Genomic DNA, 18,210 nt, shown 5'->3' with positions numbered 1-18,210 from the left:
TCAACCATGTCAGACCGCCACGTCGATGCACCACTTCAGCCAGGCGATCGCGCACCGAACATCGTGCTGGACGCCATCACGCGCGAAGGAAAGATCGCGCTCGAGGATTATCGCGGGCATAGTCCGATACTGGTCGGCCTGTTTCGTGGCCTGCACTGCCCGTTTTGCCGGCGCCATATCGCCGCGCAGGCACAGCTCGACGGTGTGTTGCGCACGAAGGGCATCGAAAGTCTTACGGTCGTCAATACGCCGATCGACCGGGCGCGGCTCTACTTCCGCTATCACCCCTTGCCCAATTTGCTTGCCGCGTCCGACCCCGACCGGATCTCGCATCGCGCGTTCGGCCTGCCCACCATCGAGTTCACGGAGAACGAGACCGAGTGGCCGCGCAAGGTGGGTATGGACGTGGTCATGAGCATGAACGTCGACATGCCCGGCGAACTGCCTCGCCCGATGAACCGGCCGGCGGCCGCCGAGTACCTCAATAACAAGGACGGTTACGAGATGACCGAAGCCGATCAGCGCATGGCGGCGGCTGGCACGGGCCAGCTGTTCGGCCAGTTCCTGCTCGATCGGGAAGGGATCGTGCGCTGGACGTTTACCGAGGTCCCTGACGGCGGCCAGCGCATGTTCGGAGCGCCGAGCCCACAGGAGCTGATGTCGGCCGCCTCGCAGGTGGCGAGCTAGGCGTCGCCGTCCGGCGACGAACCTGCCACGTGCGGCCGTTTCTCCGCGAGGGCGAGCGCCATCGCCGAGATCAGCGGGCGCATGAAATAGTGGTCCTCCACCGGCGAGATATCAGTGCGCAAGCCATGCGCGGCGAGCTCGCCGGAGACTGCGGGCCCCACTGAGGCGATCAGCGTCCGCTCGAATCCGGCGCGCAGGCGCGCTTCGAGGCCATGCGCCCTCGCGGTCTCAATCAGGCGGCGGACCTGACCGAGATTGGTCAGTGCGATGGAATCGATCCGCCCCTCAGCCATGGCTTCGATCGCGGCCACGATGTTGGCGTCCGCCGCCTTGGAATCGTAGACATAGGGCAGCACGGTATCGACCGCGGCGCCCTGCGCCGAGAGCGCGCTGGTCAGCGCGCTGTGGTCCTTGTCGGGATAGAGCTGCAAGCCGAGCCGGCGCCCTTTCAGGTCGATCTTCGCAAGCATCTCGATGACGCCCTCCGTCGTCGGCTTCTCCGTCGTCTGCTGCGCGTCGAGAGAGACCTCGCGCAGTGCCCTGCCGGGTTTCGGACCGCGGGTGAATTTTCGCGATCTGGCCAGCGACGTGACCAGGGCCTGGTCGAGCCCGCGGGTGCGCGCGAGCTTCATAATCCGCCGCAGGCCTTCGCCGGTCATCAGCACGAGGTCATCGAAGGGCTTGTCGATGGCGCGGCGGATCCAGGCCTCGACCGGGGCGGGGTCCGGCGCATCCTGGATGGTGAACATCGGGCATTGCACGACCTCGGCGCCTTGTTCGGCCAGCAGCTTCGAAAACTGCGCTTCCTCGCGCGTTTCCAGGATCAGGATGCGGGTGCCGTTCAGGCGGTCGGGCATGGGTATCTCCGGTCAGACAATCGCAATCGTCCGTTCATCCTGACTCTCCGCGTGGGATTGGCGCAAGGGCGGGGTCGGTGCTAGAGCAGGGCGCAATCGCGGATAGTTCCGCTGCACAAGCCTTCATCAAGAGCTAAGCCTGTTCATCAAGATGCCCGACCATCAATATGTCCTGACCCTGTCCTGTCCGGATCGTCCCGGCATCGTCTCGGCGGTGTCGACGTTTCTCGCTCATAATGGACAGAACATCCTCGACGCCCAGCAGTTCGATGACGTCGAGACCAAGAAGTTCTTCATGCGGGTGGTGTTCACAGCGGCCGATCTTGCCGTGGAGCTGTCGGCGCTCCAGACCGGCTTTGCCGCGATCGCCGAGCGTTTCGGCATGGAATGGCAGATGCGCGACCGCGCCGCGCATCGCAAGGTGATGCTGCTGGTCTCGAAGTCCGATCACTGCTTGGTCGACATCCTCTATCGCTGGCGCACCGGCGAATTGCCGATGGTTCCGACCGCGATCGTCTCCAACCACCCGCGCGAGATCTATGCCGGGCTCGATTTCGGCGGCATCCCCTTCCACCATTTGCCCGTCACCAAGGAGACCAAGCGCGAGCAGGAGGCGCAGATCATGGACCTCGTCGGCAAGACGAAGACCGATCTGGTGGTGCTCGCCCGCTACATGCAGATCCTGTCCGACGATCTCTCGGCAAGGCTGTCGGGGCGCTGCATCAACATCCACCACTCGTTCCTGCCGGGTTTCAAGGGCGCCAAGCCCTATCACCAGGCCCATGAGCGCGGCGTCAAGCTGATCGGCGCCACCGCGCATTACGTCACGCGCGATCTCGACGAGGGCCCGATCGTCGACCAGGACGTCGAGCGCATCAGCCATCGCGACACGCCGGAAGATCTGGTCCGCAAGGGGCGTGACATCGAGCGCCGCGTGCTGGCCCGGGCCATCCGCTACCATCTCGATGACCGCGTCATCCTCAACGGCCGCAAGACCGTGGTGTTCGTGGATTGACGGCATTGTCATTCCGGGGCGCCTCGAAGAGGCGAACCCGGAATCTCGAGATTCCGGGTCTGGTCCTTCGGACCATCCCGGAATGACGATTGTTTCTCACCGCACCGCACCAGCCGACGTCGTCCCCGTCGCGCCCTTCTGGCCTTGCTCTTCCTTCTCGCGATCGCTCGCCGGCATCAGCCGCTTGCGCTCGCGTTCCCTCATATAGGCGTCGTACTGCGGCGTGCCGGGTCGCGGCGGCGCATCAGCGGGCAGGCCGCCGGCCCATTGCGGGACGTAATCGCCCATGCCGGCGGAGAGCTTTTCGTTGACCGTCCCGCAGCCTGCGAGATTGGGAGCGAGCAGGGCGAGTGCGGCGGCGATCGAAAGCGAGCGGGAACGCATGAATATCTCTGGTCGTGCCCCGATCGGGCGCGGATGCTGGAGCCCCGGATCGGCGTGAGCGGCGAACCATAGCTCTCAATATGTAAAATTGGCCTATTCGAGGGTGCGCGAAGCTGTATACAAAGATGGTACTATAATAAGTAAAATTAGCGCTTGATAGGGTACCTGCAGTTGGTACGGTATACATCGCGTATTTGTCGTTCGATTGGCGTCGCCGGGTGGCTCGTCGCGAAGGCATTTGAGAATGTCCAGATTCTGCAAATGAGAGGCGGAATCCTCCATCCAAGGTGTGGTGCAGTCCTCCTAGACTGGCGCATCGACAAGCCATCGCCCTGCCGAGCGTCACAGGGCTTTTTCGTTGACAGGACCATTTTATTTGTACAATCGTACAAATCTCTCTCCCCGCCCTCGTTGAGGCAGATCACGCGGCTTGCGCCGAATGGTCGCCCAACGTTCGATTGACAACGGGGTTGTAGAGGACGCCATGTGGCCGCACGGCATGGCTTGTCCGTGAGTGGAGCGCGGCAAGGACCGGGTACTCGGTCCGGCGCACAAGAGGTGAGGAATGAAGGGGAGGGACATCTGATGTTCGAACGCAGGATTTTTTCACGCACCGCAGCGGTCGTTGCTATCGCGGGCCTTGCGGCCGTCGTGCCCGTCAAGGCGGAAGACACGGTCAAGATCGGGCTTATCCTGCCGATGACCGGCGGCCAGGCCTCGACCGGCAAGCAGATCGAGAACGCGATCAAGCTCTACATGCAGCAGAAGGGCGACACCGTCGCCGGCAAGAAGGTCGAGATCATCGTCAAGGACGACGCCGCAATCCCGGACAAGACCAAGACCGCCGCTCAGGAGCTGATCGTCAACGACAAGGTCAATTTCATCGCCGGCTTCGGCGTGACACCGGCCGCACTCGCCGCTGCGCCGCTCGCAACGCAGGCCAAGATCCCGGAAGTCGTGATGGCGGCGGGCACCTCCATCATCACCGAGCGTTCGCCCTATATCGTGCGCACCAGCTTCACGCTGGCGCAGTCTTCGACCATCATCGGCGACTGGGCGGTGAAGAACGGCATCAAGAAGGTGGCGACGCTGACCTCGGACTATGCGCCCGGCAATGATGCGCTGAATTTCTTCAAGCAGAACTTCACCGCGGGCGGCGGCGAGGTGGTCGAAGAGGTCAAGGTGCCCTTGCAGAACCCCGACTTCGCCCCGTTCCTGCAGCGCATGAAGGACGCAAAGCCGGACGCGATCTTCGTGTTCGTGCCGGCGGGCCAGGGCGGCAACTTCATGAAGCAATATGCCGAACGCGGCCTCGACAAGGCCGGCATCAAGGTGATCGGGCCGGGCGACGTCACCGACGACGACCTGCTCAACAACATGGGCGACGCCGTGCTCGGCACGGTCACCGCGCATCTGTATTCCGCGGCGCACCCGTCGCAGATGAACAAGGATTTCGTCGCGGCTTACAAGAAGGCCTTCGGCAACCGTCCGGGCTTCATGGCCGTGGGCGGCTATGACGGCATCCACCTGATCTACGAGGCGCTGAAGAAGACAGGTGGCGACACCGACGGCACCAAGCTGGTCGAAGCGATGAAGGGCCAGAAGTGGGAGAGTCCGCGCGGCCCGATCTCGATCGACCCCGAGACCCGCGACATCGTGCAGAACATCTACATTCGAAAGGTCGAGAAGGTCGACGGCGAGCTCTTCAACGTCGAGTTCGCGACCTTCGAGGCCGTTAAGGATCTCGGTAAGACCAAGAAGTGACGCGCGAAAGCGCGTCATCCCCGAGCGCGCTTAGCGCGCATCGGGGATCTCGAGATTGTTGAACGAGATTCCGGGTTCAGCGCTCCGCGCTGCCCCGGAATGACGAGTAATTACCAAGGTTCAGCCGCTTCCAATGACCGCAATCCTCACCAACTTGTTCGATGGCGTCGCCTACGGCATGCTGCTGTTCGTGCTCGCCTGCGGGCTCGCGGTCACGCTCGGTCTGATGAACTTCGTCAATCTCGCCCACGGCGCCTTCGCGATGGCCGGGGGCTATGTCTGCATGGTGCTGGTCAACCGGATGGGCTGGCCGTTCTTCGCCGCCCTGCCGCTCGCGTTCGTCTCCTCGGCTGCCATCGGCATCGCGCTCGAACGCATGCTGTACCGTCATCTCTACACCCGCAGCCATCTTGACCAGGTGCTGTTCACGATCGGCCTGACCTTCATGTCGGTTGCCGCCGTCGATTACATCCAGGGGTCCTCGCGGGTCTTCATCAATTTGCCCGCCGCGCTTCAGGGCCAGTTCGACCTGTTCGGAGTCGGCATCGGCCGCTACCGGCTGATGATCATCGTGATCTGCGGCCTGCTGACCATTGCGCTTCAAATGGTGCTGGCGAAGACGCGTTTCGGCAGCCGCCTGCGCGCGGCCGTCGATGACCCCCGGGCCGCGAGCGGTCTCGGCATTAACGTGCCGCAGGTGTTCGCCTTCACCTTTGCCTTCGGTTGCGGGCTCGCCGGCCTCGGCGGCGCCCTCAGCGCCGAGATCCTCGGCCTCGATCCGTATTTCCCGCTGAAGTTCATGATCTACTTCCTGATCGTGGTCACCGTCGGCGGCTCGTCCTCGATAACAGGCCCGTTCCTCGCCTCGCTGCTGCTCGGGATCGGCGACGTCGCCGGCAAATATTACGTGCCGAAGATGGGCCCCTTCGTGATCTACACCATGATGATCGTGATCCTGATCTGGCGCCCGAACGGCCTGTTCGGCCGCACGGCCGCGCGTTGAGTTCGCCGATGAGCACTGCTTCCGACGTCGGCTATCATGCCCAGCGCCAGGCGCGCTGGCACTACGGCGAGATCGCCTTCTGGCTGATCGTGCTAGCCTGCGGTTTCGCGTTTCCGTCGCGCTATCTCATCATGACCGACATCCTGCGCCTCGCGCTGTTTGCGATGTCGCTCGATCTCATCCTCGGCTATGCCGGCATCGTGTCGCTGGGCCATGCCGCCTTCTTCGGCGTCGGCGCCTATGCCGCGGGGCTGCTGGCGCTTCACGGCATCGTCAAGGAGCCCGTGCTGGCGCTGATCGTCGCCGGCCTTGCTGCCATGGTGCTCGGCTTTGCCACCAGCTTTCTGGTGATCCGCGGCGTCGACCTGACGCGCCTGATGGTGACGCTCGGCATTGCGCTGCTGCTGGAAGCGCTGGCCGAGCGCTTCTCCAATATCACCGGCGGCACCGACGGCCTGCAGGGCATCGAGATGCAGCCGATCTTCGGCGAGATCCCGTTCGACATGTTCGGCAAGACCGGCTTCTTCTATTCGCTGGCCGTGTTGTTCCTGCTGTTCCTGTTGGCCCGCCGCGTCGTGCATTCCCCGTTCGGCCTGTCGCTGCGCGCCATCAAGAACAATCCCCTCCGGGCCGCCGCCATTGGCATTCCTGTCAACCGTCGCCTGATCGCGATCTACACGCTGGCCGCGTTCTATGCCGGGATTGCGGGAGCGCTGTTCACCCAGACGACCGCGATCGCCTCGCTCGACGTGTTCGCGATGGAGCGCTCGGCGGACCTGATGCTGGTGCTCGTGATCGGCGGCACCGGCTATCTCTACGGCGGGCTGATCGGCGCGGTGATCTTCCGCATGCTCCAGGAATTGTTCTCGACCATCACGCCGCAATACTGGCAGTTCTGGATCGGCCTCGTGCTGGTCGTGATCGTGCTGGTCGGCCGTCAGCGCCTGCATCGCTGGGTGCTGTATGTGCCGAACCTGATCATCAGGCAGATTGCGGGCCGTAAGGCGATCGTCGCCGTGCCGGAGAGCGATTCATGACCATCGCGCTCGAAACTCAAAATCTCGAAAAGCAGTTCGGCGGCCTGCGCGTCACCCGCGATCTGTCCCTGAAGGTCGAGCAGGGCGCCCGCCACGCGCTGATCGGCCCGAACGGTGCCGGCAAGACCACGGTGATCAACCAGCTCACGGGCGTGCTGAAGCCGAACTCGGGCCGCATCCTGCTCGAAGGCCAGGACATCACCGATCTGCCCGTGCACAAGCGCGTGCTGCGTGGACTGTCGCGCACCTTCCAGATTAATCAGCTCTACCCGGACCTGACTCCCCTGGAGACCATCGGGCTCGCGGTCTCCGAACGTCTCGGCCATGGCGGCGACTGGTGGCGGCGGATGGGCACGCGCAATGACGTCAATGGCGAGATCGCCGATCTGCTCTCGCGCTTCCACCTGCTCGACGTCATGAACGAAGCGACCGTGACGCTGCCCTACGGCAAGCAGCGCCTGCTCGAGATCGCGGTCGCCATTGCGGCCAAGCCGCGCGTGCTGCTGCTCGACGAGCCCGCCGCCGGCGTGCCCGAGAGCGAGCGCCACGATATTCTCGCCGTCGTAGGCAGCCTGCCGCGGGACGTCACCGTGCTCTTGATCGAGCACGACATGGACCTCGTGTTCTCCTTTGCCGATCGCATTTCGGTGCTGGTCTCGGGCGCGCTCCTGACCGAAGGTCCGCCCGAAGAGGTCGCGCGCGATCCGCAGGTGAAGGCGGTCTATCTCGGCGAGGAGGCGGTCGATGTCTGACCTGCTCGCGATCGATTCACTTCGTGCCGGCTACGGCGAGGCGGTGGTGCTGCCGAAGATGACGCTCCGTCTCGCCGAAGGACAGGTTCTGGCGCTGCTCGGACGCAACGGCACCGGCAAGACCACGCTGATCAACTCCATCGTCGGCGTCACGCGCCGCTTCTCAGGCTCTATTGCGCTTGCCGGCACCGACGTCACGGCGATGCGGCCCGACCAGCGGGCGCGCGCCGGCATCGGCTGGGTGCCGCAGGAGCGCAACATCTTCCGCTCGCTGACGGTGGAAGAGAACATGACTGCCGTGGCGCAGCCCGGTCCCTGGACGGTCGAGAAGGTCTACGAGATGTTCCCGCGGCTGAAGGAGCGGCGGAGCAATTTCGGCAACCAGCTCTCCGGCGGCGAGCAACAGATGCTGGCGATCGGCCGCGCACTTACCCTCAATCCGAAAGTCCTGCTGCTGGACGAGCCGACCGAGGGCCTTGCGCCCATCATCGTCGAGGAACTCTTGAAGGCGATCGGGACCATCACCCGGTCCGGAGGTATTTGCTCGATCATCGTCGAGCAGAACGCCCAAAAGATTCTGGGGCTGGCCGACCGCGTTGTGATATTGGAGCGCGGAACGATCGTTCACGACGCTCCGAGCGCCGCGCTGAAGACCGACCCCTCTGTCCTGGAGCGCCATCTCGGCGTCGCCGGGGCGAGCGCCCACTAAGATGTCCAGGGAGTGACACATGCAGCGAACCAAAGCCCCCTTCCGCGCCGACGAAGTTGGCAGCCTCCTGCGTCCGCCCAAGATCAAGGAAGCCCGTAGCCGGCTGGAAAAGGGCGAGATCTCGGCCGACGATCTGCGCAAGATCGAGGACATGGAGATCGAGAAGGTCGTCCACAAGCAGGCCTCGATCGGGCTGAAGCTCGCGACCGACGGCGAATTCCGCCGCTCCTGGTGGCATTTCGATTTCCTGGCCAAGCTCACCGGCTGCGAGCTGTTTCACCCCGATACCGGCATCCAGTTCACGGGCGTGCAGACCCGTCACGATGCGGTCCGCGTCATCGGCAAGCTCGACTTTCCCGACAGCCACCCGATGCTGGACCACTTCCGCTTCCTGAAGAAGGTCGCCGACCAGGCCCACGTCACCGCCAAGATGACGATTCCCTCGCCAGCGGTGCTCCACTTCCGAGGTGGCCGCAAGTCGATCTCCAAGGACGTTTATCCCGATCTCGAACCTTTCTACGAAGATCTCGGCAAAACCTACCGCAAGGCCGTGAAGGCGTTCTATGACGCCGGCTGCCGCTATCTCCAGTTCGACGATACCGTGTGGGCCTATCTCTGCTCGCAGGACGAATTGCAGAAGGCACGCGAGCGCGGCGATAACCCGGATGGCCTGCAGCAGATCTATGCCCGCATCATCAACTACGCGCTGGCGGAGAAGCCGGCCGACATGGTGGTGACGACCCACGTCTGCCGCGGCAATTTCCGCTCGACCTGGATTTCTTCGGGCGGCTACGAGCCGGTGGCCGAGACCCTGCTCGCCGGCACCAATTACGACGGCTACTTCCTCGAATACGATTCCGACCGCGCCGGCGGTTTCGAGCCGCTGCGCTTCCTGCCCAAGGGCAATAAGGTCGTTGTGGTCGGCGTCATCACCTCGAAGTTCGGCGAGCTCGAGAAGAAGGACGACATCAAGCGCCGTCTGGAAGAAGCCGCCAAGTTCGCCCCGCTGGAGCAACTCGCGCTCTCTCCGCAATGCGGCTTCGCCTCGACGGAAGAGGGCAACATCCTCTCCGAGGAGGAGCAGTGGGCCAAGCTCCGCCTCGCGGTCGAGATCGCGAAGGAAATGTGGGGCAATTGAGGCTCACGCGGCGAGCCTCGCTCGTGTCCCGGACGCGCTGCAACGCTCTTGGCGTTGCTGCGCTGAGCCGGGACCCATGCTGCTAGACTTGCTCTTCGGTGATGTGGGCCCCGGCTCTGCAGCGCACCGCTGAAGAAGCGCTGCGCCCGCGGCACGAAACCATCTCACTTCTCCGCCAGATAGACCTCGCCCAGCAGCGACGAGTTCGACCACGGCACCTGCTTGTTCTTCGTGGTCGAGACCACCTCAGCCCGCACCCGCGTGAGCATCTGCTGCACCTCCAGCCCGGGCGTGCCGATATGGCGCGACAGCGCGGCGGAGAACGGCGAGTTGGCGCCTTCGCCGTCGAGCGCCACCTGGCCCGGCGCGGTGGCGAATGCGATCAGCGTGCCGGCCCCCAATGTCGCGCCGGTGCCGAGACTCGTCGGCGCGGCAAGGCCCGAGGCGCCCTCGATGCCGCGATTGTTTCCGGCAGATGCGACCTGCTGCGCCATCGGGTTGTTGCGGCAGGCATCGAAGATCAGGATGTTGGTGCGGACCTGGTCGTCGAGGCCGGCCATGATCGTGTCCATGTCGATCATCGCCTCCGTTAGGCTCGCGCCAGGCTTGAGCGCGACGTCGACCGGAATGAGATAGTTGCGGCCGTCGACCTGCACGCCATGGCCGGCATAATAGACCACCGCCACCTGCGCCCGCGCGGCCGCGCGCAGAAAGTCGCGTGTCACCTTCTGCATCGCGGCGCGATCGAGATCGACGCCCTCCGACACGCTGAAGCCGATGTCGCGCAGGCTCTTGGCGACCGCGCGCGCATCGTTGGGGGGATTGGGCAGCGCCTTGACATGGGCATAGGCGCCGTTGCCGATCACCAGCGCCATGCGCGTGCCGCGGCCGGCCGGGGCCGGCGACTGTGTCGGTGCCGCGTCGGTCTGCTGCGGAGCTGGGGCGGAGGTCGGCTGGGTCGTCGGTGAGGGCGCATCGCGCGGGATCGGCGCGCTCGCGTCCGTCAGCAGCGACAGGCGCACGCGTGCCGTGGCCTGGTTGGCCTTGCTGCCAGCGTCAGACGCCACGATCGCAAGCGTCGCCTTGTAGTCCTCGCCAGCGCGGGCGTAGTCGCCCTTGGCCTCATAGGCCAGCGCGCGATGGATGTAGCCGGAGATCAGCACGCTGTTGGGCGGCGTCATGATGTTGACCGGCGGCTTCTCCTTGGCGAGCCGGATCGCCTCGCTGCCGTCGGCGATGGCGCGATCGAGATCGCCCTTGGCGCGCCAGATCGCGGTGCGATTGATCAGCGGCTGCGGCAGCGAGGGATCGAGTCGGATCGCTTGGTTGATGTCGGCGATCGCGCCGTCGAGATCTCCGAGCGCTTCCTTGGAGATGCCACGGTTCTGAAACGAGAATGCCGATTTCGGATCGGCCTTGATCGCCATGTCGTAGTCGGCAATGGCCTTGGCATAATCCTGCTTGCCGCGCCAGGCGTTGCCCCGATTGTGGAAGATGGTGCCGCTGGGCGGGCCGAGCCTCAGCGCATCATCGAAATCGCTGATCGCGATATCGTACTCGCCCTTGTCGTAATAGGCCGAGCCCCTGAGGTTATAGACCGCCTGGCTCGGCTGCAGCCGGATCGCTTCCGTCGCATCGGCGATGACCTTGGCGTAGTCGCCCTTCTTGTTCCAGCCAACCGCCCGCCAGAAATAGACGGTGGCGAGTTGCTCGCCCTTGAAGACCTTCAGCGCGATGATCTTGGTGCAGGCGTCGACCATCTTGTCCGCCGGCGTGGTCTCGGTGGTGCAGAGCGGGCCGAGTTGGTTGCGCGGCTGCGCCACCGCCGGCCCCGACCAGTGCGCAAGAATGAGCAGGCAGAGCGTGGCGAGGAGGCGGCGCATAGTGGTGTCTCATGCAAAAGCAGGGGGTGCTTTTTAGTTGCCCGGCCAGCCGCAGGGGTTCAGCGCTCCCCGCGAGCACCTCGGCCCGCATCCGCTATTCCTTGAGTGGGCAGAATTTGCTAAGACGTGGGTCCCAACGCCTCCGCCCACCACCATCCCACTCATGAAGAACGACGAAATCCTGAGCCAGATCACCGAGTTCTGCCGCAAGGCGGACATGGCGGAATCGACGTTCGGCCGGCGCGCGGTGAACGATGGGAAGCTGGTGCATCGCCTGCGCGAGGGAAAGCGCATCACCGTCGACACGCTGGAGCGGATCCAGGCCTATATGGCGGCGTCGATGGCCGGCGGCGTACCGCCGCCGCGGGGCCTTCAGGTGCCCCCCGAAAAGCGCGATCCGCGCGGCAATTTCCGCTTCTTCGAGAACCGCCAGAAATACCTGCTGTTCGTCCACACCTGCAGCGAAAAGCGGGTGATCGCGGATCGCGTCGCGCTGGAGCTTGCCTCAATCCATCCGCGCCCGCCGGCGCTGCGCCTGTTCGATGCTGGCGTCGGCGACGGCACGGTGCTGGCGCGGGTGCTGCGCGCCACGCACCAGCGCTTTCCGCACATGCCGTTCTACGTCGCGGGCAAGGAGCTTAGCCTGGAGGACCTGCGCCTGACGCTGGAGAAGGTGCCGGACCGCATTTTCGAGCACCCGGCATCGGTGTTCGTGTTCACCAACATGTTCTACGCGGAGGCGCCCTGGCTGACGCCGGCTTCGCCTGCCGCCGCGGCCGCAACCGTCTGGCACGAAGTGCCGCTCCGCGGCGCTTCGTCGGGCGAGTTCGAGCAGCAGATCGCGGAGCTGAGGCCTTTTCTGGAGCAGAACTGGCGCGCTGCGATCAGCCCGCGCACGGCCATGCCGCTCTACGAGCGGCCGGTCGTCCTCGTGCTCTATCGCGAGGACCACAGGTTCCTGCTGGATTCGACCATTCCGCGGCCGGGCCAGACTGAGGCCAATTTCGACCTCGTCATCGCATCCCAGCCCTACCGGGCCCTGTCATCGGTCAATTTCCGGGCCAAACGGATCATTGCACCTCTGGCGCGGGCGCTTCGGCCGGGCGGCAGGCTGATCGGAATCCACTCCCACGGACAGGATCCGGGCATGGAAATGATCCAGGCGATCTGGCCTGGAGAAAATCCTTTCTCCGTCAGCCGTCATGAGCTACTGCGTGCGGTTAGGTATGAACTTGGATCGGTGGGCCGCGACTTAAATTTTAATGCATACGCGGATAACCGTTCGATCTTCAGGTATGATATGGAAGCGCTGCCCAACGAGGTCACCGGCACCATCGGGACCTCGACGGCCTTTGCAGCGTGGAATGCGGCGGTGTATGTCGCTCAGATTGAGGACGACCGATTGGCGGAAATGACTCAAAACGGCCGCACTCTGGATGCCGCCAGGGACGTGCTGCGAAAGTACAATGGGCTCTGGTTTCTCGACGAATCCTACGTCATCTCGCGCCGGCGTGATTGACATCATCAAAAGTAAACATCGCAAACGCCCGCCGGTTAGCGGCGGAACAAGGGGTTACTGATGCGCGCGTCCTATCTCTTCACCAGCGAGTCCGTGTCCGAGGGCCATCCGGACAAGGTCTGTGACCGGATCTCCGATGAGATCGTCGACCTGTTCTACCGTGAAGGGCCGAAGGCGGGCATCGACCCCTGGCAGATCCGCGCCGCCTGCGAGACGCTCGCGACCACCAACAAAGTAGTGATCGCCGGCGAGACCCGCGGCCCGAAGTCGGTGACCAACGAGCAGATCGAGAGCGTCGTGCGCGGCGCGATCAAGGACATCGGCTACGAGCAGGAAGGCTTCCACTGGAAGACCTGCGACATCGAAATCCTCTTGCATCCGCAGTCGGCCGACATCGCCCAAGGCGTCGACGCGCTGCAGCCGGGCGAGGTCAAGGAAGAAGGCGCGGGCGACCAGGGCATCATGTTCGGCTACGCCACCAACGAGACCCCCGATCTGATGCCGGCGCCGATCTTCTACGCCCACAAGATCCTGCGCCTGATCTCCGAAGCCCGTCACTCCGGCAAGGAGAAGGTGCTGGGTCCCGACTCCAAGAGCCAGGTCACCGTGCAGTACGAGAACGGCAAGCCGGTCGGCGTGCGCGAGATCGTGGTCTCGCACCAGCATCTGGTTCCGGACCTCACCTCGAACCAAGTCCGCGAGATCGTCGAGCCCTATGTGCGCGAGGCGCTGCCGAAGGACTGGATCACCCCGAAGACGATCTGGCACATCAACCCGACCGGCAAGTTCTACATCGGCGGCCCCGACGGCGATTCCGGCCTGACCGGCCGCAAGATCATCGTCGACACCTATGGCGGTGCGGCCCCGCATGGCGGCGGCGCGTTCTCCGGCAAGGATCCGACCAAGGTCGACCGCTCCGCGGCCTATGCCGCGCGCTATGTCGCCAAGAACATCGTCGCCGCCGGCCTTGCCGACCGCTGCACGCTGCAGCTTGCCTACGCCATCGGCGTGGCGCGTCCGCTGTCGATCTACATCGACACCCACGGCACCGGTAAGGTTTCGGAAGACCAGCTCGAGAAGGCCGCCGCCAAGGCAATGGACCTCACCCCGCGCGGCATCCGGACCCATCTCGATCTCAACCGGCCGATCTATGCGCGCACCTCGGCCTACGGCCATTTCGGCCGCACGCCCGATAACGAGGGCGGCTTCTCCTGGGAGAAGACCGATCTCGTCGAGCAGCTCAAGCGCGCGCTCTAGTCCTTGCGTCATTCCGGGGCGCCGCGACAGCGGCGAACCCGGAATCTCGAACCTTACGAATTCCGGGTTCGCTCGTTTGACGAGCGCCCGGAATGACGAGCCCAACAAACAGGAACCCCCCATGAACGCGAAGCCCGGCTTCACCGATTACATCGTCAAGGACATTTCGCTCGCCGATTTCGGCCGCAAGGAGATCTCGCTCGCCGAGACCGAGATGCCCGGCCTGATGGCCACCCGCGAGGAATACGGTCCGAAGCAGCCGTTGAAGGGCGCGCGCATCGCCGGCTCCCTGCACATGACCATCCAGACCGCGGTGCTGATCGAGACGCTCGCCGCGCTCGGCGCCGACATCCGCTGGGTCTCCTGCAACATCTATTCGACCCAGGACCACGCCGCGGCTGCGATCGCCGCCGCCGGCATTCCGGTGTTCGCCGTCAAAGGTGAGACGCTGACGGAATACTGGGACTACACGGCCAAGCTGTTCGATTGGCATGGCGGCGGCACGCCGAACATGATCCTCGATGACGGCGGCGACGCCACCATGCTGGTGCATGCCGGCGTCCGTGCGGAGAACGGCGACACCGCCTTCCTCGACAAGCCTGCTTCCGAGGAAGAGGAGATCTTCTACGCACTGATCAAGCGCCTTCTCAAGGAGAAGCCGAAGGGCTACTTCGGCGAGATCGCCAAGAACATCAAGGGCGTCTCGGAAGAGACCACCACGGGTGTGCATCGCCTCTACGAGATGGCCAACAAGGGCACGTTGCTGTTTCCCGCCATCAACGTCAATGACAGCGTCACCAAGTCGAAGTTCGACAACCTCTACGGCTGCCGTGAATCGCTGGTCGACGGCATCCGCCGCGGCACCGACGTGATGCTGTCGGGCAAGGTCGCGATGGTCGCCGGCTTCGGCGACGTCGGCAAGGGCTCGGCCGCCTCGCTGCGCCAGGCCGGCTGCCGCGTCATGGTCTCCGAAGTCGATCCGATCTGCGCGCTGCAGGCGGCGATGGAAGGCTACGAGGTCGTGACCATGGAAGACGCCGCGCCGCGGGCCGACATCTTCGTCACCGCCACCGGCAACAAGGACATCATCACCATCGAGCACATGCGCGCGATGAAGGATCGCGCCATCGTCTGCAACATCGGCCACTTCGACAACGAGATCCAGATCGCGTCTCTGCGTAATCTGAAGTGGACCAACATCAAGCCGCAGGTGGACGAGATCGAGTTCCCCGACAAGCACCGCATCATCCTGCTGTCGGAGGGCCGTCTCGTGAACCTCGGCAACGCGATGGGCCATCCGTCCTTCGTGATGTCGGCTTCCTTCACCAACCAGACGCTGGCTCAGATCGAGCTGTTCGCCAACAACAAGGACGGCAAGTACGACAAGAAGGTCTACGTGCTGCCGAAGACGCTCGACGAGAAGGTCGCCCGCCTGCACCTCGCCAAGATCGGCGTCAAGCTCACCGAGCTGCGTAAGGATCAGGCCGATTACATCGGCGTCAAGCAGGAAGGCCCGTACAAGTCGGACCATTACCGGTACTGAGACGCGGCGTCCGTCAGGAACGCAAGAAGCCCCGGGTGATCCGGGGCTTCCTTGCCGACAGCATGCGCGAGGCTGAATCCCTCGGCGAGACTACGCGGCGAGCACCTTAATCGTCGTCCTGAACACGTCCTTGTTGGGATTGACGACAACGATGACGAGTTCGCCGACGTTGCGGACGTCCTCTTCGAGCAGGGCGATCTTGCCCTCGGTTGCGCTGGATTTCTTGAAAGTTCTGTCCTTGCCGTTGACGGTCGCCTTGGTTTCGGTCTGGAAGCCGCTCCCGGTGACAGTCAACTCTTCCGGCTTCCCCTGGGTCAGCTTGGCCGGGGCAACCTTGAGCTCGGCGTCTCTCGCGGTGAGAGGGTTGTCGCGCTCGACGGGCTTCTTCATCGCGAAGACAGCGTCGAACACCGCGGCAAGCTTGTCCGTTGCCTGTTTGGAGAACATGCCCGCCAATGCTGCGAAAGCGGCCATACCGTAGGGATTCAATTGCAGAGTAGAATTGGTCGGCGCCGGCCCGCCCGGGGCCGAAAGAGTCGGAAGAAGAAGACCGCCTCGGACAATGAAGTAGAAGAGCACGGCGAGCGTCATGCCGATCGGCACGCGCAAGATCATGAACCACAGCCAATTCGTGCTGAGCTGGCGGTTGCCCACGTAGTCCCCGAACGACGTCATTGTGTGCGTGAGGCTGCCGAGTGCCCCGGCGACCATCACGGTGAACAGCATCTGCTTGTCGGGTTCCCAGGAATGACGCGAGAGGAAGATATGGAAGCTCTTGAATGAGTGGCCGTCGGATTCAAGGACAGGCCATGTCGCGACGAGCAGATAGAAAAATACGACGGTTATGATGAGGTAGAGCGCACCCATCAGGTTGACCGTGTGGATAGCGGGAGGCGTGATCAATTCAGCCTTAGCGTTACCGTGGTCGGAAGCGCCATCCGCGGTGAGATCTGTCATGACAACCTCAATCTGAATGAATTTGAAAGAGCAGCCTGAAATAGCTCTCGTTATAGTAGATATATCGCTTCGATGCAATTGCTGCCTCTGTTGTCGCTGTGATCGGGCTCTGGCCCTTCCAAGAAGTTTGCCGCGCTGCACCCGATCTGGCGAGACAGTGCCTTGTGGATTGACTGGCCAAGGAGCAGGTCGGACAATTCGCGCCGGCGGAGGAAGTCATGCAACAAGAACATTTCGACGTGCTGATCGTCGGCGCCGGCCTGTCCGGCATCGGCGCCGGCTATCATCTGCAGACCAAGTGTCCGGCCAAGAGCTACGTGATCCTGGAGGGGCGCGATTGCATCGGTGGCACCTGGGACCTGTTTCGCTATCCCGGCATCCGCTCCGACAGTGACATGTTCACGCTCGGCTATTCGTTCAAGCCGTGGACCGACCCGAAGGCGATCGCCGACGGGCCGCAAATCCTGAACTATGTGCGCGAGACCGCGGCCGAGAACGGCATCGACAAGCACATCCGGTATCATCATCGCGTCAAGCGCGCGGCGTGGTCGACGCCGGACGCGCGCTGGTCGGTGGAAGCCGAGCGCAGCTCTGGCGAGGGCGCGGCCGAGTTCGTGCGCTTCACCTGCAACTTCCTGTTCATGTGCTCGGGCTATTACAAATACGAAGCGGGCTACACGCCGGAGTTCAAGGGCGTGGCGGATTTCGCCGGCCGCATCGTGCATCCGCAGAAGTGGACCGAGGACATCGACTACGCAGGCAAGCGTGTCGTCGTGATCGGCTCGGGCGCGACCGCGGTGACGCTGGTGCCGGAGCTCGCCAAGAAGGCGGGCCAGGTCACCATGCTGCAGCGTTCGCCGACCTATGTGGTGTCACGTCCGGCGCAGGATCCCGTCGCCAACAAGCTGCGCCGCAATCTGCCGGCGCGGCTCGCCTATCATCTGATCCGCTGGCGCAACGTGATGTGGGGGATGTTCTTCTTCCAGCTCAGTCGGCGCCGGCCGGCGAAGGTCAAGGACCTCATCCTGAAGGGCGTGCAGATGGCGCTCGGCCCGGACTACGACGTCGCGACCCATTTCACGCCGCGCTACAATCCCTGGGATCAGCGGCTGTGCCTGGTGCCCGACGGCGACCTCTTCAAGGCGATCCGCGAGCAGCGCGCCAGCGTCGTCACCAGCGAGATCGACACCTTCACGCATGACGGCATCCGCCTCAAGGACGGCCGCGAGCTCGCAGCCGACATCATCGTGACGGCGACCGGGCTGGTGCTCCAGGTCGTGGGCGGCCTCGAGGTCAGCGTCGACGGCCACCCCGTGGATTTCGCCAACACGCTGACCTACAAGGGCATGATGTATGCCGACGTGCCGAACATGGCCTCGGCCTTCGGCTACACCAATGCGTCCTGGACGCTGAAATGCGACCTTACCTGCGAATATGTCTGCCGCTTGATCAACTACATGGACCGGCACAATTTCCGCCAGTGCATGCCGCACAATGACGATCCCACCATCACCGCGCAGCCTTCGCTCGATTTCACCTCGGGCTACGTGCAGCGCTCGATCGCCAAAATGCCGAAGCAGGGCTCGAAGCGTCCCTGGCGGCTCCATCAGAATTACGCGCTCGACATCGTGTCGTTGCGCTTTGGTCGGATCGACGATGGCGTGATGCAGTATTCGTGATCTCCGTGTCTTACGGGGAACCCGCC

16 protein-coding genes are annotated in these 18,210 nt (G+C 63.7%); 12 read left to right on the top strand and 4 right to left on the bottom strand.

Features of this window, described 5'->3' with window-relative positions; genetic code table 11:
* Positions 1-6: 6 nt before the first annotated feature.
* Positions 7-687 (top strand): redoxin domain-containing protein, encoded by a 681-nt coding sequence (locus HZZ13_RS25795; RefSeq protein WP_197962309.1) that lies wholly within the window; start codon positions 7-9, stop codon positions 685-687.
* Here the strand turns inward: HZZ13_RS25795 and HZZ13_RS25790 are convergent.
* Positions 684-1,544: a uroporphyrinogen-III synthase gene (locus tag HZZ13_RS25790; protein WP_197962308.1), complete on the bottom strand. Its 861-nt coding sequence runs from the start codon at positions 1,542-1,544 to the stop codon at positions 684-686. The two genes, HZZ13_RS25795 and HZZ13_RS25790, sit on opposite strands and share 4 nt — an antisense overlap.
* 151 nt (positions 1,545-1,695) lie before the next feature.
* Between HZZ13_RS25790 and purU the strand changes: the two genes are divergently transcribed.
* Positions 1,696-2,559 carry a formyltetrahydrofolate deformylase gene (gene purU / locus HZZ13_RS25785; RefSeq protein WP_197962307.1) on the top strand — a complete coding sequence of 288 codons (864 nt, stop codon included), beginning with the start codon at positions 1,696-1,698 and terminating at the stop codon, positions 2,557-2,559.
* 96 nt (positions 2,560-2,655) lie between these two features.
* Here the strand turns inward: purU and HZZ13_RS25780 are convergent, their stop codons facing one another.
* A complete protein-coding gene (locus HZZ13_RS25780; protein ID WP_197962306.1) occupies positions 2,656-2,943 on the bottom strand; it encodes a hypothetical protein in 288 nt (95 codons plus the stop codon).
* Positions 2,944-3,528: 585 nt separating this feature from the next.
* Here HZZ13_RS25780 and HZZ13_RS25775 point away from each other — a divergent pair.
* The 6 genes from HZZ13_RS25775 to HZZ13_RS25750 all read left to right on the top strand — a co-directional run bounded on the left by HZZ13_RS25775 (position 3,529) and on the right by HZZ13_RS25750 (position 9,346).
* A complete protein-coding gene (locus tag HZZ13_RS25775) occupies positions 3,529-4,707 on the top strand; it encodes an ABC transporter substrate-binding protein (protein ID WP_197962305.1) in 1,179 nt (392 codons plus the stop codon).
* A 133-nt stretch (positions 4,708-4,840) separates the two neighbouring features.
* Entirely contained in the window at positions 4,841-5,710 is an 870-nt protein-coding gene (locus HZZ13_RS25770) for a branched-chain amino acid ABC transporter permease (RefSeq protein WP_197962304.1), read from the top strand.
* A gap of 8 nt (positions 5,711-5,718) precedes the next feature.
* Positions 5,719-6,747 (top strand): branched-chain amino acid ABC transporter permease, encoded by a 1,029-nt coding sequence (locus HZZ13_RS25765; RefSeq protein ID WP_197962303.1) that lies wholly within the window; start codon positions 5,719-5,721, stop codon positions 6,745-6,747.
* Complete coding sequence (locus HZZ13_RS25760; RefSeq protein ID WP_197962302.1) at positions 6,744-7,499, top strand: ABC transporter ATP-binding protein; 756 nt, start codon at positions 6,744-6,746, stop codon at positions 7,497-7,499. Before HZZ13_RS25765 ends, HZZ13_RS25760 begins: the two co-directional genes overlap by 4 nt.
* Positions 7,492-8,208 (top strand): ABC transporter ATP-binding protein, encoded by a 717-nt coding sequence (locus HZZ13_RS25755; protein WP_197948662.1) that lies wholly within the window; start codon positions 7,492-7,494, stop codon positions 8,206-8,208. The genes HZZ13_RS25760 and HZZ13_RS25755 overlap by 8 nt, the downstream gene beginning before the upstream one ends.
* 19 nt (positions 8,209-8,227) lie before the next feature.
* On the top strand, positions 8,228-9,346 hold the full coding sequence (locus HZZ13_RS25750; RefSeq protein ID WP_197962301.1) for a cobalamin-independent methionine synthase II family protein: 1,119 nt from the start codon (positions 8,228-8,230) through the stop codon (positions 9,344-9,346).
* 164 nt (positions 9,347-9,510) lie between these two features.
* Here the strand turns inward: HZZ13_RS25750 and HZZ13_RS25745 are convergent, their stop codons facing one another.
* A complete protein-coding gene (locus HZZ13_RS25745; protein ID WP_197962300.1) occupies positions 9,511-11,229 on the bottom strand; it encodes a caspase family protein in 1,719 nt (572 codons plus the stop codon).
* Positions 11,230-11,392: 163 nt separating this feature from the next.
* On the opposite strand from HZZ13_RS25745, the gene HZZ13_RS25740 reads away from it, so the two are divergent.
* The 3 genes from HZZ13_RS25740 (at position 11,393) to ahcY (ending at position 15,548) form a co-directional block, all read left to right on the top strand.
* Positions 11,393-12,748: a hypothetical protein gene (locus tag HZZ13_RS25740; RefSeq protein WP_197962357.1), complete on the top strand. Its 1,356-nt coding sequence runs from the start codon at positions 11,393-11,395 to the stop codon at positions 12,746-12,748.
* A 60-nt stretch (positions 12,749-12,808) separates the two neighbouring features.
* Positions 12,809-14,005, top strand: coding sequence for a methionine adenosyltransferase (gene metK, locus HZZ13_RS25735; protein ID WP_172785319.1), 1,197 nt, complete (start codon positions 12,809-12,811; stop codon positions 14,003-14,005).
* A gap of 121 nt (positions 14,006-14,126) precedes the next feature.
* Positions 14,127-15,548 (top strand): adenosylhomocysteinase, encoded by a 1,422-nt coding sequence (ahcY, locus tag HZZ13_RS25730; RefSeq protein ID WP_197962299.1) that lies wholly within the window; start codon positions 14,127-14,129, stop codon positions 15,546-15,548.
* Between the two features lie 90 nt (positions 15,549-15,638).
* Here ahcY and HZZ13_RS25725 read toward each other — a convergent pair whose 3' ends face one another.
* Positions 15,639-16,505, bottom strand: a complete 867-nt coding sequence (locus tag HZZ13_RS25725) for a choice-of-anchor Z repeating domain-containing protein (RefSeq protein ID WP_197962298.1) — start codon at positions 16,503-16,505, stop codon at positions 15,639-15,641.
* A 218-nt stretch (positions 16,506-16,723) separates the two neighbouring features.
* On the opposite strand from HZZ13_RS25725, the gene HZZ13_RS25720 reads away from it, so the two are divergent.
* Positions 16,724-18,184: a flavin-containing monooxygenase gene (locus HZZ13_RS25720; protein WP_197962297.1), complete on the top strand. Its 1,461-nt coding sequence runs from the start codon at positions 16,724-16,726 to the stop codon at positions 18,182-18,184.
* Positions 18,185-18,210 lie beyond the last annotated feature (26 nt).

Origin of the sequence: Bradyrhizobium agreste (genome assembly GCF_016031625.1) — a bacterium.
GTDB lineage: Bacteria > Pseudomonadota > Alphaproteobacteria > Rhizobiales > Xanthobacteraceae > Bradyrhizobium > Bradyrhizobium agreste.
This window is presented reverse-complemented; position numbering and strand designations above follow the sequence as displayed.

Excerpts from the sequence above, each read along its gene's own strand:
- ahcY (WP_197962299.1), top strand. The coding sequence starts at position 14,127 with ATGAACGCGAAGCCCGGCTTCACCGATTACATCGTCAAGGACATTTCG.
- HZZ13_RS25740 (WP_197962357.1), top strand. The coding sequence starts at position 11,393 with ATGAAGAACGACGAAATCCTGAGCCAGATCACCGAGTTCTGCCGCAAG.
- HZZ13_RS25795 (WP_197962309.1), top strand. The coding sequence starts at position 7 with ATGTCAGACCGCCACGTCGATGCACCACTTCAGCCAGGCGATCGCGCA.
- HZZ13_RS25775 (WP_197962305.1), top strand. The coding sequence starts at position 3,529 with ATGTTCGAACGCAGGATTTTTTCACGCACCGCAGCGGTCGTTGCTATC.
- HZZ13_RS25790 (WP_197962308.1), bottom strand. The coding sequence starts at position 1,544 with ATGCCCGACCGCCTGAACGGCACCCGCATCCTGATCCTGGAAACGCGC.
- HZZ13_RS25750 (WP_197962301.1), top strand. The coding sequence starts at position 8,228 with ATGCAGCGAACCAAAGCCCCCTTCCGCGCCGACGAAGTTGGCAGCCTC.
- HZZ13_RS25765 (WP_197962303.1), top strand. The coding sequence starts at position 5,719 with ATGAGCACTGCTTCCGACGTCGGCTATCATGCCCAGCGCCAGGCGCGC.
- purU (WP_197962307.1), top strand. The coding sequence starts at position 1,696 with ATGCCCGACCATCAATATGTCCTGACCCTGTCCTGTCCGGATCGTCCC.
- HZZ13_RS25745 (WP_197962300.1), bottom strand. The coding sequence starts at position 11,229 with ATGCGCCGCCTCCTCGCCACGCTCTGCCTGCTCATTCTTGCGCACTGG.
- HZZ13_RS25780 (WP_197962306.1), bottom strand. The coding sequence starts at position 2,943 with ATGCGTTCCCGCTCGCTTTCGATCGCCGCCGCACTCGCCCTGCTCGCT.
- HZZ13_RS25760 (WP_197962302.1), top strand. The coding sequence starts at position 6,744 with ATGACCATCGCGCTCGAAACTCAAAATCTCGAAAAGCAGTTCGGCGGC.
- metK (WP_172785319.1), top strand. The coding sequence starts at position 12,809 with ATGCGCGCGTCCTATCTCTTCACCAGCGAGTCCGTGTCCGAGGGCCAT.
- HZZ13_RS25720 (WP_197962297.1), top strand. The coding sequence starts at position 16,724 with ATGCAACAAGAACATTTCGACGTGCTGATCGTCGGCGCCGGCCTGTCC.
- HZZ13_RS25725 (WP_197962298.1), bottom strand. The coding sequence starts at position 16,505 with ATGACAGATCTCACCGCGGATGGCGCTTCCGACCACGGTAACGCTAAG.
- HZZ13_RS25755 (WP_197948662.1), top strand. The coding sequence starts at position 7,492 with ATGTCTGACCTGCTCGCGATCGATTCACTTCGTGCCGGCTACGGCGAG.
- HZZ13_RS25770 (WP_197962304.1), top strand. The coding sequence starts at position 4,841 with ATGACCGCAATCCTCACCAACTTGTTCGATGGCGTCGCCTACGGCATG.